Genomic DNA, 14,952 nt, shown 5'->3' on the forward strand with positions numbered 1-14,952 from the left:
TTGAATTAGGCCAAAAAAAATCCGTCAAGTAAAAAACCTGACGGAAATTTCCATTCATCTATTTTTCTCTAATTACAATTCAAATAATACAGTCAAAGAAACATTATTCAACTTCGATGTAATGTTTGCAGGATCAGTTAATCCCGTAGCAAAAAATCCCTGACTCGATTTTCTTTCTAAATAGGAGTAAGCTAAATCTACTTTAGTTCCTCCAAAATTATAACCAAAACCTCCGGAATAACTGTTTAAATCTCCAATTGTAGTTCCGTTTTTATAAGGACTTCCTTCAAAACGATATCCTCCACGCAAACTCAATCGGCTTATTTTGTATTCGGCACCAACTCGTAACTCTCCATTGGTAGTTAATTGATTGCTCATGTCACTATTTAGTTTTCTAAAGCCAACATCGTTTGTTGGTTTGTATTTGGTATTTGAATAATCTTTAATAGCATAATCAATACTAATCAAACCTGATTTTCCAAATACATATGCTGCACTAAAAGTTACTTTTCCAGGAGTTTGTAATCTATATGGTTCGTAAACGTTAACAATATTAGGATTTACATTTGCATAATTTTCTGGTTGATTAGCAGCTTGTGTAGTTGTGTATAAGCTTTGAGAAAGTTCATCATAAAGTTCATACCAAGTATTTGATTCATAAGCTAAACCAAGTCTAAAGGATTCGGTAACTTTAGCAATTGCTCCAAGCTGAAAAGAAAATCCATTACCGTAAGTATATAATTCATTATTAAATTCTAAGTCTGATATAGTTGCGGTTGCTTGTAATGGATTATCATTTCTTTCATAGAAACTACTTGATCTTCTATAATCGGTAACGTGAACATTTAAATTTGCTCCAAAATATATTCTGTCTTTGTAAGATGTTGCTATATTAAAGCTTAGTTTGCTATTATATCCTTTTTCGTAAATTCTATTTTCTTGATAGTAATTACCACCCGTTGGAACATTAGAAGTGTATTGTGTGTTTTTATCATTCTCTGCTAAAGGATTTATTACGAATCCATAATAACCAAAACGAGCTTGCTGTTGATTATAAAGTTGGTCTTCATAGGGTATGTTTTTTATATTACCCAATTCTATTCCATTAGCATAAGATAAGAAGTACTTATCTATAGAGTTTGTTGGATTTGTTCCTACAGAAAAAAGATTGTTATTGAAATTATTAGTATTTTCGTAAGTTGCTCCAATTGCTATTTTTTTCCAGTTATTATTTGGGTTTCTGTCATGAAAAACAAAAACACCACCCGCCTGATTTAAGATAAATGAATTGTCTTTATCACTAGATGGAGTTTCAAAATAATTAGAATTATTTTTAATGTTTTGATTGCTTAAAGTTATTCCAACTTGATTGTTTGAAAAAATAGCAGAACCAGCCGGGTTTACCGACATTGAAGATAAATCTCCACCAACAGCTCCAAAAGCTCCACTCATAGCTCTAAATCTGGCAGTTCCGGTTAAATTATCTTGCGCATAGCGCATTGCATCTGAAACTTCTTGAGAATGTGAGACGCTAAAAGTTAGTCCTGATATAAGTAGGAAGAATATTTTTTTCATTGGGTTTAAGTTTTAGATGATTGTTTTGATGTTGAAATAAAAGAAAAATTATCTTCTTCCTCCTCCGCCACCGCCAGATCTCATGCTTCCGCCACCGCCACCGCCGCCAGAAGATCTCATACTTCCGCCACCACCGCCATTATAAGAACGAGATGGACTTGGTGATGAATAACTTCTTGATGAGTTGTTATTGCCACCGTTGTTATAGCTTCTTGTTGTAGTCGAGTTGCCAGATGATCTTCTGTTAGAATAATCATAACTGTTATTGTTGTAGTTTTGAGATTGTGCTGAGCTTCTTCTGTTTGTAAAAGTTGGACTTGAACTATTATAGCTTCTTCCATTTACAGAAGAACTTCTTCTGTAGTCAGAATAGCTATTTTGTCTGTTTGTGAAACTATTTCTATTTGTAGTATAGTTACTTCTGTTACTGTAGTTTCTGTTAGTATAACCTCTATTGGTGTAATAATTTCTGTTGGATGCGTAATTTCTTCCGCCATAATAAGCGGCAGAACCTCTTCTTCCGTAGCTGTAAGAGTAGTTGTTGTAGCCGTATCCGTAACCAGGTCCCCAGTATCCAGGGTAACCCCATCCGTAACCACCGCCCCAATATCCTGGATATCCCCAAGCGTAACCAGGGTATCCCCAATATCCACCGTAACCATAACCCCATCCATAATAAGGATATCCAAAACCAAATCCGATTGACCAGCTTGGATCAGAATAAACATTAACAGCTACATCTGAGTTACCGCTTCCCCAAGCAGGATAAGCGTTAGTAGTAGCAACTTGTGTACTGTCATTTTCAGCATAATTGCCATAAGAATCTACGTCTGTAAAAATTTCAGTAGGCTGATTGTCGTCCTGTAATGATTTAAAGTAGTCCTTATATTGATTGTTGGTGTTTGTGGTATTAGTTTGCGCATAAGTGTTTGGTCTGTTGCCATAAACTCCATCATTGTCATGATAGGAAGCATTTTGGTAAGAACCACACGATGCTGCTAGAAAACTCAGTAATCCAATTAAGTAGAAATGAGCTGAATTTTGGCGAAGAGAAATATAAGTTTTCATATCTGTGGTGTTTTTTATTGTTGCACATTACAAAAATAGTTAGTTTTGTGAAACTTTTAAGTTAAAATTATTAAAACAAAATTTGTGCCAAACTATTCAATATGAGTAAGAACCTTACTACGAGATCAGAAGATTATTCTAAATGGTATAACGAACTGGTTGTTAAAGCAGATCTAGCCGAAAATTCAGGGGTTAGAGGGTGTATGGTTATTAAACCATACGGATATGCTATTTGGGAAAAAATGCAGGCAGAGCTTGACAGAATGTTTAAAGAGACAGGACATCAAAATGCCTATTTCCCTTTATTTGTTCCTAAAAGCATGTTTGAAGCTGAGGAAAAAAATGCAGAAGGATTTGCAAAAGAATGTGCAATTGTAACACATTACAGATTAAAAAATGATCCGGATAAACCCGGAAAATTGATGGTTGATCCCAATGCTAAATTAGAAGAGGAATTAATTGTTCGTCCGACAAGTGAAGCTATTATCTGGTCTACATATAAAGGATGGGTACAATCGTATAGAGATTTACCTTTATTAATTAATCAATGGGCTAATGTAGTTCGTTGGGAAATGCGTACGCGTTTGTTTTTAAGAACTGCAGAGTTTTTATGGCAGGAAGGGCATACGGCTCATGCTACAAAAGCAGAAGCTGTAGAGGAATCTGAAAAAATGATGAACGTTTATGCTGATTTTGTAGAGAACTTCATGGCAATTCCGGTTGTTAAGGGAATCAAAACAGAAACAGAACGTTTTGCAGGAGCTGATGAAACGTATTGTATTGAAGCTTTAATGCAAGACGGAAAAGCATTGCAGGCAGGAACTTCTCACTTTTTAGGACAAAACTTTGCAAAAGCTTTTGATGTAAAGTTTGCTAATGCCGAAGGGAAACAAGAACATGTGTGGGGAACCTCTTGGGGAGTTTCTACTCGTTTAATGGGAGCTTTGGTAATGACGCATTCTGATGATCAGGGATTGGTATTGCCTCCAAATTTAGCGCCAATACAAGTTGTAATTGTTCCTATTCATAAAACAGATGAGCAATTAGAGCAAATTACTGCTGCTGTAAATGAATTGACAGCTAAACTAAGAAAGTTGAAGATTTCAGTTAAGTATGATGACAGAACGACGCAAAAACCAGGATTCAAGTTTGCTGAGTGGGAGTTAAAAGGTGTGCCTGTTAGAATTGCTGTTGGTCCAAAAGATTTAGAAAACGGAACTTTTGAAGTTGCAAGAAGAGATACTTTGACAAAAGAAGTTGTTTCTAATGACGGAATCGTTACTTATATAAATGACTTGTTAGAGCAGATTCAAAATGATTTATTTAATAAAGCATTAGAATATCGCAATACCCATATTACTGAAGTGAATAGTTTTGAGGAGTTTAAAGAAGTTTTAGACGGAAAAGCAGGTTTTGTATCAGCACATTGGGATGGTACGGCAGCTACTGAAGAAAAAATAAAAGACTTGACAAAAGCAACCATTCGTTGTATTCCTTTGGATGCTGTAGAAGAGGCGGGAACCTGTGTGTTTACCGGTAATCCTTCTACTAAGAGAGTGTTGTTTGCGAAGGCATATTAAAAATTTTTAATTTTTTTTGCATCAGGTATTGTACATCTTAAAAATAGTTGTATTTTTGCATCCGCATTAGAGAAGCAGGCCCGTTCGTCTATCGGTTAGGACGCATGGTTTTCATCCATGTAAGAGCGGTTCGATTCCGCTACGGGCTACTACTTTTTATTGCAGATTAAAGTCATTGAACTTAAAAAATGGCCCGTTCGTCTATCGGTTAGGACGCATGGTTTTCATCCATGTAAGAGCGGTTCGATTCCGCTACGGGCTACAATTTCAATTTTATTTAAATTGAAGAAAACTTAGAAGAATTTGGTCTGTTCGTCTAGGGGTTAGGACTCCAGGCTTTCGTCCTGGTAACAGGGGTTCGATTCCCTTACAGACTACAAAATTAGTTGTAAATAAGTTTTATAAAATAAAGGCTGGTGTCTCGGTTTTTGTTTTATTAGTTAAAACCAAAGTGATTGTTTTTCAATTGTGGGAGGTTTTTCTTTTTTAACTAGTATCTATAACAATTATTACATCTAAAATTAAGAAAAAATGGCAAATCATAAGTCAGCATTAAAAAGAATCAGAAGTAACGAAAAAAGAAGAGTTCTTAACAGATACCAACATAAAACTACTCGTAATGCTATTAAAGCATTAAGAATAGCTACTGACAAATCTGATGCTACTGCAAAATTATCAACTGTAATCTCTATGATTGATAAATTAGCTAAAAAGAACATCATTCATGATAATAAAGCTTCTAACTTGAAGTCTAAATTAACTAAGCATGTTGCTAAATTGTAATTAACTTACAATTTCCTAAAATATAAAAAGTCCTCTTTTAGAGGACTTTTTTTGTTTGAACAAAATAGAAAAGGGAAGTCCAAAAAAAATCCAAATTCCAATTAACCCGTTAAATTATCGAGTGTATTGGAATTTGGATTTTTATTTGGAATCTAACTTTATTTTTTACTGCTATATTGCGTTAGGGATGGGAGCGATATCCTTTTGCGAAACCATAGAAGTTCTGGATTTTTATATATTTTATGAAGCAAAAGATTTAGCGGACAGCCCGACCCGGAGGGAAACGCTATTATTATTTTATAGCTAGATCTGTATTTGATTTTTTATAAAAGCTCGATCTTCTTTTTTAGATATTCCAACATCGGCTTTGTGATTGGTTTTGAAAGGAAATCTATAATTATTGGGTATTTTTTTGCTTTAGCAAGATCATCCGGATCAATTGTAGATGATAATACGATAACTTTTGCGGTATTAAATTCTGTGTAATCTTTAGAAGTAAAGTGGTCTAAAAACTCCCAGCCGCCCATAATTGGCATGTTTAAGTCTAAAAAAATCAGCTCTGGTTTGCTTGTTTTGTTTTTGTTGTATTTTAAGGTATTAAAATGGTGTAATGCCTCTTCGCCATTTTGAGCTGTGATAATTTCTTTAGAAAATGATGATTTTGAAATTACTTTTTTGCACAACATTAATGAAATCGGATCATCATCAATGCATAAAATTTGCTCGAGCATATAAATTTAATTTTTAAATGTTATTGTAAAAGTGGTTCCTTTGTTTACTTCACTTTCTATACTTATAGTTCCTCCCATGGTTTCAACCTGCGATTTTACAAGGTATAATCCCAGTCCTTTACTGTCGGGATAATTATGAAATCTTTGGTATAATCCAAAAACTTTGTCACCATTTCTTTCTAAATCAATTCCGATTCCATTGTCTTTAAAAGTTAAAATAGCTTTGTGATCTATTTGTTCTGCAGTGATAGAAATTTTTAATTTTCTATTCTCTGATTTGTATTTTATGGAATTGGTGAGCAAATTAAGTAAAATACTTTCTATATAGGCTTTATTTGTAATTAATATTGGTACTCTGTCAAATTTTAACTTAATGATTGGTTTGTGTAATTCTATTTGAAAAGATAATTGACTAAAGACATTTTCGAAAACTTCTTTTAATGATACTTCTTCTTTTTGCATCGAAGGGTTGTCTTTAATGATAATAACCTTTACCAGATCATTGATGGTTTCGTTTAATAAATGAGTTGATTTACTAAACCCAGCCAGAATTTCTTCGAGTTCAGGATCTTCAATTGGAATGTCTTCGGTAAGATTTAAAAGTCCAATTAAATTAGATAATGGCGCTCTCAGGTTGTGTGACGTTATGTATGAAAACTGCTTTAAATCTTTATTGTTTTGTGTCAGTTCGCGAATAAGATGTTCTTTTTCTGTTTCAAGTTTTTTCTCATCGGTAATATCTCTTTGAATGGAGATCCAATGCGAAATAACTCCTTCATTATTAAAAATCGGAATCATCGAAAACCGAACCCAATATTCTTCTTTTTGCTTTGTATAACTTATGGTTTCAATTAGGCATTCTTCTTCATTTTTAATGGCTCTTAAAAGTTTTTTTAATTCATCTGAATCTGAATTTGGGCCTTTGTTGAAAATGTTTGTTGATTTTCCGATAATTTCATTTGGAAGATACCCGGACATTAACGAGAATGCGGGATTTACATATACTATTTTTGGAATTCTTCCACTGGTTGAGTTTGCTTCTGTAATTAATATAGAATCTTTAGATTGAGTAATTACAGTTTCTAAAAGTTTTAATCGCTGTTCTTCTTCTTTTTGTTTGGTAATATCCTGAATGGCTCCAATCATTCTGATGGCTCTTCCGTTATCGTCTTTTAGTAAAAAACCTCGGTCTAACACATATTTGTAGGTTCCGTCTGCGCATCTAAAACGATACTGATCTTGCCATTTTTCGGTTTTTTGTTCAATAAAAGAATACAATTTAATAGACATTCTAATGCTGTCTTCGGGATGAATTTTGTCAAACCACCATTTAGAGGTTTTTCCAACTTCTTCTTGTTTGTATCCAAAAACAATTTCAATTCCTTTATTCCAATTAATGCTGTCTTCCTGAATTTTCCAGTCCCAAATGGTATCGCTTGTTGCTTTTGCTACGATATCATATTTTTCATTTGATTCTTTGATTTCTTCATTTGTACTTTTTAATTTCTCGAAAACAGAAATATTTTTGTTTTCATTTTTCGAAAGTATGTATTTGAAAATAAGACCAGTAATTAAGATGAAAAGTATGTCTTTTAAAATGAAAAAATAGAAATATTCTTTTGAAGAGATAAAAGCAGTTAGTAATTTATGACAGATAATCGCCATAAATAACGAAATAATAATATAAACCAGAGTAATTTGGAGAGTTTTACTTTTCATTACTCAAATATAATTAAATTAACCAGAATTAAGCAAAAATAAGGCTCCATTTTGACCCTAAAATTTACATTGAATGTGTAACTAATTACTTGGATATACGCAAACTATCAAAGAAACGTTTTTTATATCAAAATAAAGTGTACCTTTGCACCCATTAAAAATCACAGATGGAATCTATTAGAAATATTGCAATTATTGCCCACGTCGATCACGGTAAAACCACTTTGGTTGATAAAATTATGTATCACTGTCAATTATTTCGTGACAACGAAAATACAGGTGATTTAATTCTTGATAATAATGATTTAGAGCGTGAAAGAGGTATTACTATTACTTCTAAAAACGTATCAGTTCAATATAAAGGAACAAAAATCAATATTATCGATACTCCTGGCCACGCGGATTTTGGAGGTGAAGTAGAACGTGTATTGAACATGGCCGATGGTGTATGTTTGCTAGTGGATGCTTTTGAAGGTCCAATGCCACAAACTCGTTTTGTATTACAAAAAGCTATCGACTTAGGTCTTAAGCCATGTGTAGTTATCAATAAAGTTGATAAAGAAAACTGTACTCCTGAAGAAGTTCATGAAAAAGTTTTTGACTTAATGTTTGAATTAGGTGCTGAAGAATGGCAGTTGGATTTTCCAACAGTTTATGGTTCTGCTAAAAATAACTGGATGTCTGATCATTGGGAAAACGTAACTGATAATGTTGAAGCATTATTGGATATGGTTGTTGAAAATGTACCAGCTCCTAAGGTTTCTGAAGGAACACCACAAATGTTAATTACATCTTTAGATTTCTCAGCTTTTACAGGTCGTATTGCTATTGGTCGTTTAGAAAGAGGAGTTCTTAAAGAAGGTATGCCAATCTCATTAGTAAAAAGAGACGGTACTGTATCTAAATCTCGTATCAAAGAACTTCATACTTTTGAAGGACTTGGACGTAAAAAAGTACAAGAAGTTATTGCTGGAGATATTTGTGCTATAGTTGGTGTAGAAGGGTTTGAAATTGGAGACACTATTGCAGATCACGAAAACCCTGAAGGTTTAGCTTCTATTGCTATTGATGAGCCTACAATGAGTATGTTGTTTACAATCAATGACTCACCTTTCTTTGGTAAAGAAGGTAAATTTGTAACTTCTCGTCATATTAGAGAAAGATTGACAAAAGAATTAGAGAAAAACTTAGCTATGAAGTTAGGTGAAACTGATTCTGCAGATAAATTCATGGTTTTTGGCCGTGGAGTACTTCACTTGTCTGTTCTTATTGAAACAATGAGAAGAGAAGGTTATGAGTTGCAAATTGGTCAGCCACAAGTTATCATCAAAGAAATTGATGGTAAAAAATGTGAGCCAATTGAGGAACTAACAATTGATTTACCAGAAAATCTTTCAGGTAGAGCAGTAGAGTTTGTTACTATGCGTAAAGGTGAAATGTTAAGCATGGAAACTAAAGGAGAGCGTATGATTGTAAAATTTAATATTCCATCACGTGGAATTATTGGATTACGTAACCAATTGCTTACTGCAACAGCTGGTGAGGCTATTATGGCACACCGTTTTATTGGATATGAGCCTTACAAAGGAGAAATTGCAGGACGTAACAAAGGTTCGTTGATTTCTATGGAAAAAGGAAAAGCTATTCCTTATTCTATTGACAAATTGCAAGATCGTGGTAAGTTTTTTGTTGAACCAAATACTGAAATCTATGAAGGTCAGGTAATTGGAGAAAACTCTCGTGCTGATGATATGTGTGTAAACGTAACTAAAGAGAAAAAACAATCTAACGTTCGTTCTTCTGGAAATGATGAAAAAGCTAGAATTATCCCTCCAATCATTTTCTCATTAGAGGAAGCTTTAGAGTACATTCAAAAAGATGAATATGTAGAGGTAACTCCAAAATCTATTCGTTTGAGAAAAATCTATTTGACAGAAACTGATAGAAAAAGATTTAAAATCTAATACGTTTTAAATTTTAATATAAAAAACCCAAATTCCAATCGGAGTTTGGGTTTTTATTTTATATGAAAGTTTTAGATTTCAGATTTCAATTTAGTACAGGAATTTTCTTCTCTATTCTTTACTCTCTATTCTCTATTCTTTACTCTCTATTCTTTACTCTCTATTCTTTACTCTCTATTCTTTACTCTCTATTCTTTACTCTCTATTCTTTGTTTCTCTATTCTTTGTTTCTCTATTCTTTATCTTTTCAGACTAAAATGACCTTTAACATTTTTACCATCAACAAAAATTAAATTAAACCAATAATCATCAGAAGGTAAATTTTGCCCGTTAAATATTCCATTCCAACCGGAACTGTTTTGATTCATTTGTTTTAAAAGTTTACCATAACGATCAAAAATAGTTATAGTATAATCCGGAAGTAAGTTAGAGTCTTTAATAATCCATACATCATTATATCCATCTCCATTTGGAGTAAAAAATCTCGGATAATCCAGAACATAAACTATAAATGAGTTTGATAATCCACAACGATTTTTATCCCTGGCAATTGCGTTATAAGTTCCCGGAGCTACTCTTGTAAATAAAGGTTCGTTTTGAAATGTAGCACCATCCAATGAAAATTCATAATTTCCTGCACCAGTATATTCTAATAATACAGAATTATCATTTCCTGAAAAATCGTTTATAACAGCGTTTGTTATTGTCGCAGGTTCAGATAAAATGACTTTAAAAGTTTTGGTCTTTTCGCAACCGTTGGCATCTGTTACGGTTACTGAATAATCACCAGAAGTGTTAACAATTAAGGAATTAGATGTATTTGTGGGATCAGTATTCCATGAATAGCTGCTAAAACCTGAATCTACACTTAATGTTAGCTGATCATCTTTGCATAAAAACACTGACTCATTCTCAAAATTTGGTGGGTCAAAAGTATTTACAATAAGTTTAACCGGCACTACATCATAACAACTGGGACCATTAACAACTCTTGCATAAATAGTTTGATTAAAGGCTGTTGTATTATTGAAAATATTTGGGAGTGGATTCGTTTCTGTTAAAGCATTATTGGCTGTTAAATAATAAATAGCTGTCAGACCATTTGGAAGTCCTGCAGTGATTTTTGGAGTCACTTCGGTATCCAGATTAAAATGATAAAATCCATCCTGAATATCGTCTCGGTCACAAGTACTTATAGGGTTTGGATCAGCGATTGGTGTATTGGCAATTTGTAAAGTTACTTCGGCTGTTTTAAAGCAGCCAAACGTGTTTTCAAGACGTGCATATACAATCTGAGGATTACTTTTGTTTATATAATTTCCAGGTGTTGCAATTCGGTTTGTTTTGTTTTGTGCGTTGGCTAATGTTTCATAATATCCTTGATTAGAAATATTTGCAGCATTATTTTTCACGATATTGTTGACCTTATTCAAATCAAAAATTGAAATTCCGTCTGTATTATCATCACATTGCAAAAGTGAAGTATTTGTAGAAAGAATTTCCGGAGCATAATCAATTTTTATTTCTCCTGATAATATGCAAGTTGTTCCAATAACAGTGGCTTCAACTTTGTAATTTCCGGCCTGTGTCACTTCAAAAGTAGAATTTGTACCCAGAATAGTAGTAGGATCGCTTTTTTTATACCATTTAAATGTATAACCGGCAGGGGCTAGTTTGCTGTCCAGCGGAATTTTTTCTCCAAAACAAGCAGGATTATTACTTGCAATTGTTCGATCTTCTCCCAAAGCAATTTTTGAAGCAAAACTTCCGGCTTCCAGAAAGATTGCTGAATTTTGGTACCTAACGTCAGCATCGCCGATGACCAATTTTACATGATATTTTTTTCCTGCAGTTACCGTACTTTGAGCAGTCATAACAACCGTTTGTCCGGCATAATTTACCGGACTCGTATTTGTATTTAGTCCATTAAAATAAGTTTCGTTTGAAGCAGCACAACCTGGATACGTAATACCTCCGGGTTTTGTTCCGGGTTCGATCTTTGGACGAATATTTACAGACGAAACAGGTGTATTTGTATTCGCTATTACCGCTAAATTTTTATAAGGATCAGCAGTTCCGACTTCTTTAATTAAAAAAGCAAATCCATCAGAATATTGACACGGATAATCATATTGATATTCATTTGAAGCAAAAATATAATTGAAGCTCAAAGAATTTGTATAAGCAACAAAATCAAATTCTAAAACAGTTGTATTTAGAGAAGTAATACCTAATATCTGATCAAGATCGCTGTCACGACCCCATTGCGGGCTATCACTGGCGCCTTCATTTACATCACTAACAAATGGGCCAACTGCACTTTGAGCTGTTGATGTTACTAATACTACTCCTTCACTAAAAGGAAAACTGCTGGCATTGCTATTAAAATAAGCAAAACTCTGTTTTCCCGGTCTAAAATTGTCTCCTTTTCCTGTTGAATTTGAAGTTGCAGCACAAGCGCTATTTACTAAAACATCTTCAACCAGTTGCTGCGGTGTTTTTTGATCATCAATACTTATAAATTGCGCATTTACCTTTGCAGGCAGGCAACAAATAAACAATAAGAAAATAAAACTTTTAAAATAATTCATAGTAAAACAAATATACTACAAATCTCGTTTTTTTAATAATTTGTAAGAAAAATAAACAAATAAAAATGTCCAGACTAAAACAATAAAAATTGAAAGATAATGTACATCATAATCTTTGACGTTTTCAACACCCATTTGATTTCCAATACTTTTTATTATTGATAATCTTGTAAAAGGTTCAATAATTAAATTTGACATTGCTTCTAATGGAAGAAATTGCATAACATAATCGCCTGTATTACTGTTTGGGAAAATCTTAAAAACTAAAAGGCCTTTTATAATTCCTTCAAGAATACTCCAAACTAATAGAAAACCTAAAGCAAAAGCAGAACGTTTTACAAAAATCCCTAAAAATAAACAAAATGAAAAGAAGCCGGTTAGCTTTACAAAAAAGGCCAATAGATAATCTAAATCCATGAAAATGACATCGAATTCAGTATAAGATGAAAAGCTAAATCCGAGAAGTAAACTCATTACAAAAACGAAAATAGTTGAGCATAATGCGAAAAGCACAACGGTTAAGAATTTTGATAGAATAAATTCTTTTTTACTTAATCCGTCGATTAAATTTTGTTTTAAAGTTCCATAACTATATTCGTTTGCCATCATAGATACAATAACAATAGCCAGGAAAAATTTAAGCCACGCAGCAATATAAGTATTGAAATGCCAGATATAAGGAAAATTGAAAATTCCCATTTCTGCCGCATGAAATTTAAATGGCCCTATATCAAATTTTATAGAAGCAATTAAAGCAATGAAAGAAAGTAAAATAAAATAAGTTAAAGTAAGGACACGACTTGCCTTGTTTTTCCAGATTTTTTGTAATTCTATAGATATAAGTCTGTTCATGATTAGTTGGTTTTGGTAGTGGCGTTTTTGGTTAATTCTAAAAATTGTGCTTCTAAACTATTTTTGCGTTTTACCAAATGGCTCAAAACAATGTTTTTAGAAAACAAAAATGAGTTTAATTCTGAAGCTGATAAATCTGATTTTAAATAAACCAAAATTTTACCGTCTTCCTCAATAATTCGATCGACGCTTTGATGCTCTTTTAAAACTGATTTTAAAACCAAATTATCACTCGCCATAACTTCAAAAAATCCTTCATTGGCTGACATTTCATCAACTGAACCTGAATATAAAATTTCGCCTTTTCTTAAAACGATAACATGCGAACATACTTTTTCGACTTCATCTAATAAATGGGAAGCCAATAAAATTGTCGTTCCCTGCGAAGCAATTTTTTTAATAATATCCCTAATTTGGTGAATTCCCTGCGGATCTAAACCATTTGTTGGTTCATCTAAAATAAGAATTTCAGGATCGTTTAAAAGTGCCGAAGCAATTGCCAAACGCTGTTTCATTCCCAACGAAAAAGTACTGAATTTGCTGTCTTTCCTTTCAGTTAAACCTACTAAGTCAAGCTTTTCGTTTATTTTAGAATAATTGATGCTTTTTATTTTACAGACTAATTTTAAATTTTCTTCCGCCGTCATATACGGGTAAAAATTCGGTCTTTCTATAATCGCGCCTACTTTTTTCAAAGCTTCGTGCGTTTGAATTTGTCCGTTAAACCAGCGATATTCGCCAGACGTTAGGTTTACAACATTAAGTACAATTCCTAAAGTGGTCGATTTTCCGCTTCCGTTCGGACCCAGGATTCCGTACACACGGCCTTTTTGTATTTCAAAAGATACATTTTTTAAGGCCTGAATGCGCCCGTATTTTTTGCTAAGATTTTCAATGGTAAGAATGGTTTCCAAATTTATTTCGGTTTTAGTTTTAAGTATGACGATTCAACTTCTATATTGTTACGCTAAATTTTATTTAATGTAAATTTGTAATAAAGATATTCAAAATGAGTGAACCTTTAATGGTTTTAAAAAAACCATCATATCCTTTAACGCAATCACTTTTAAGTTATTTAGAGCGATACGAACGAATTTCGAAAGTATCAGTGTTCTACGATGACTTATTGCGCTTTTCAGGTTCTGTAAATGTTTACGATAAACATGAAACCGATACTTTGTGGATTCGGGTTTATTACAGCGAATTCGAAAGAAATGAAATCGATCTGAATCTGAAGAAAATCTATTCGCTTTTGCATTCTGATGGAAATAGCGAAATCATTCAGTTTTTAAATATTGATGCCATAGATTATTGTACGTTTGGAAATTCAAAACCTTTCCGGATAAAAGTCCGAAACATTCTCAATGATAACTACGTTCATTTTTATATTAAAAAAGCCGATGCTTCAAGAATTTACGGTTTAGAATTAGAAGATATTCTATCGCCGGATAAAATCAACTTTTTAGTTTATAAAGACACTCTGATCGAAGAACATATTATTGGTATTCCCGGTGATGTTTTTATGGATACTTTATTGGATAATTGTACCGAAATGGAAAAATCGCAAATTGCAAAAGAGTTTGTGAAGTTTAACGAGCGCTGTATGATTCGACTTTTAGGCGATATGCGGGCTTATAATTATGTAATTGTACCAATTCACGATTTTGATCAGGTTGTTTATAAAATTCGCCCTATTGATTTTGATCAGCAATGTTATGAAGGCAATTTTAAAGTCTATCGTCCGCAGTTTTTCAAAGAAAATTATCCAATGATAAAACTCATTAAAGATAAACTGGAAGAACGTTCTATAATTCAATATAAAGATGAAGAAAGAGCCATTTTGGCCAAACGTATTCATTCGGCAGAAAACAGGATTAAAAAGTTACTGAATATTATGTGTCACGATACGATTTCGACAGATGAACATCTGAATCAACTAAAAATGGAATTGTACCGTTATACAAATGATATGAAATTTAAAAATGCGAGATCGATGGGACACATTATGTTTGCGGCATTCGAATTTATCACCCGTAACTTTAAAAATACAAACTTAATATAATATGTGATTTTGTCATCCTCAGAAACG

11 protein-coding genes and 3 tRNA genes are annotated in these 14,952 nt (G+C 33.0%); 7 read left to right on the plus strand and 7 right to left on the minus strand.

The features are described from left to right. Positions 1-72: 72 nt before the first annotated feature. Both GKZ86_RS18345 and GKZ86_RS18350 read right to left on the minus strand, forming a co-directional pair. Positions 73-1,575: an OmpP1/FadL family transporter gene (locus GKZ86_RS18345; RefSeq protein WP_154784509.1), complete on the minus strand. Its 1,503-nt coding sequence runs from the start codon at positions 1,573-1,575 to the stop codon at positions 73-75. Between the two features lie 48 nt (positions 1,576-1,623). After that, positions 1,624-2,643: a hypothetical protein gene (locus tag GKZ86_RS18350; RefSeq protein ID WP_154784510.1), complete on the minus strand. Its 1,020-nt coding sequence runs from the start codon at positions 2,641-2,643 to the stop codon at positions 1,624-1,626. Between the two features lie 101 nt (positions 2,644-2,744). Here GKZ86_RS18350 and proS point away from each other — a divergent pair, with 101 nt between their 5' ends. The 5 genes from proS to rpsT all read left to right on the plus strand — a co-directional run bounded on the left by proS (position 2,745) and on the right by rpsT (position 5,006). Then, positions 2,745-4,223, plus strand: a complete 1,479-nt coding sequence (proS, locus tag GKZ86_RS18355; protein ID WP_154784511.1) for a proline--tRNA ligase — start codon at positions 2,745-2,747, stop codon at positions 4,221-4,223. 77 nt (positions 4,224-4,300) lie between these two features. Then, positions 4,301-4,372 (plus strand) — tRNA-Glu (locus tag GKZ86_RS18360). Positions 4,373-4,413: 41 nt separating this feature from the next. Then, positions 4,414-4,485 (plus strand) — tRNA-Glu (locus GKZ86_RS18365). 43 nt (positions 4,486-4,528) lie between these two features. Continuing rightward, positions 4,529-4,600: transfer RNA gene (locus tag GKZ86_RS18370), tRNA-Glu, on the plus strand. 154 nt (positions 4,601-4,754) lie between these two features. Next, positions 4,755-5,006, plus strand: coding sequence for a 30S ribosomal protein S20 (gene rpsT, locus GKZ86_RS18375; protein WP_089051601.1), 252 nt, complete (start codon positions 4,755-4,757; stop codon positions 5,004-5,006). 323 nt (positions 5,007-5,329) lie between these two features. Here rpsT and GKZ86_RS18380 read toward each other — a convergent pair whose 3' ends face one another. Further along, the gene (locus GKZ86_RS18380) at positions 5,330-5,737 is read right to left on the minus strand and encodes a response regulator (protein ID WP_154784512.1); all 408 of its coding nucleotides are present in this window, start codon (positions 5,735-5,737) and stop codon (positions 5,330-5,332) included. A 6-nt stretch (positions 5,738-5,743) separates the two neighbouring features. After that, positions 5,744-7,456: a PAS domain-containing protein gene (locus GKZ86_RS18385; RefSeq protein WP_154784513.1), complete on the minus strand. Its 1,713-nt coding sequence runs from the start codon at positions 7,454-7,456 to the stop codon at positions 5,744-5,746. A gap of 167 nt (positions 7,457-7,623) precedes the next feature. Here GKZ86_RS18385 and typA point away from each other — a divergent pair, with 167 nt between their 5' ends. Continuing rightward, complete coding sequence (gene typA, locus GKZ86_RS18390) at positions 7,624-9,420, plus strand: translational GTPase TypA (protein ID WP_154784514.1); 1,797 nt, start codon at positions 7,624-7,626, stop codon at positions 9,418-9,420. 239 nt (positions 9,421-9,659) lie between these two features. Here the strand turns inward: typA and GKZ86_RS18395 are convergent, their stop codons facing one another. From GKZ86_RS18395 to GKZ86_RS18405, 3 genes are read right to left on the minus strand one after another with little or no spacing between them, the layout of a single operon-like run. Beyond that, on the minus strand, positions 9,660-12,011 hold the full coding sequence (locus GKZ86_RS18395; RefSeq protein ID WP_154784515.1) for a T9SS type B sorting domain-containing protein: 2,352 nt from the start codon (positions 12,009-12,011) through the stop codon (positions 9,660-9,662). A gap of 15 nt (positions 12,012-12,026) precedes the next feature. Next, positions 12,027-12,863 (minus strand): ABC transporter permease, encoded by an 837-nt coding sequence (locus GKZ86_RS18400; protein ID WP_154784516.1) that lies wholly within the window; start codon positions 12,861-12,863, stop codon positions 12,027-12,029. A gap of 2 nt (positions 12,864-12,865) precedes the next feature. Next, positions 12,866-13,777: an ABC transporter ATP-binding protein gene (locus GKZ86_RS18405; protein WP_154784517.1), complete on the minus strand. Its 912-nt coding sequence runs from the start codon at positions 13,775-13,777 to the stop codon at positions 12,866-12,868. Positions 13,778-13,872: 95 nt separating this feature from the next. Between GKZ86_RS18405 and GKZ86_RS18410 the strand changes: the two genes are divergently transcribed. Continuing rightward, positions 13,873-14,925, plus strand: a complete 1,053-nt coding sequence (locus GKZ86_RS18410) for a hypothetical protein (protein ID WP_154784518.1) — start codon at positions 13,873-13,875, stop codon at positions 14,923-14,925. Positions 14,926-14,952: the final 27 nt, after the last annotated feature.

Origin of the sequence: Flavobacterium sp. LC2016-13 (assembly GCF_009707955.1) — a bacterium.
Taxonomy (GTDB): domain Bacteria; phylum Bacteroidota; class Bacteroidia; order Flavobacteriales; family Flavobacteriaceae; genus Flavobacterium.

Coding starts and splice junctions, on each gene's coding strand:
- GKZ86_RS18345 (WP_154784509.1), bottom strand. CDS start 1,575: ATGAAAAAAATATTCTTCCTACTTATATCAGGACTAACTTTTAGCGTC.
- GKZ86_RS18350 (WP_154784510.1), bottom strand. CDS start 2,643: ATGAAAACTTATATTTCTCTTCGCCAAAATTCAGCTCATTTCTACTTA.
- proS (WP_154784511.1), top strand. CDS start 2,745: ATGAGTAAGAACCTTACTACGAGATCAGAAGATTATTCTAAATGGTAT.
- rpsT (WP_089051601.1), top strand. CDS start 4,755: ATGGCAAATCATAAGTCAGCATTAAAAAGAATCAGAAGTAACGAAAAA.
- GKZ86_RS18380 (WP_154784512.1), bottom strand. CDS start 5,737: ATGCTCGAGCAAATTTTATGCATTGATGATGATCCGATTTCATTAATG.
- GKZ86_RS18385 (WP_154784513.1), bottom strand. CDS start 7,456: ATGAAAAGTAAAACTCTCCAAATTACTCTGGTTTATATTATTATTTCG.
- typA (WP_154784514.1), top strand. CDS start 7,624: ATGGAATCTATTAGAAATATTGCAATTATTGCCCACGTCGATCACGGT.
- GKZ86_RS18395 (WP_154784515.1), bottom strand. CDS start 12,011: ATGAATTATTTTAAAAGTTTTATTTTCTTATTGTTTATTTGTTGCCTG.
- GKZ86_RS18400 (WP_154784516.1), bottom strand. CDS start 12,863: ATGAACAGACTTATATCTATAGAATTACAAAAAATCTGGAAAAACAAG.
- GKZ86_RS18410 (WP_154784518.1), top strand. CDS start 13,873: ATGAGTGAACCTTTAATGGTTTTAAAAAAACCATCATATCCTTTAACG.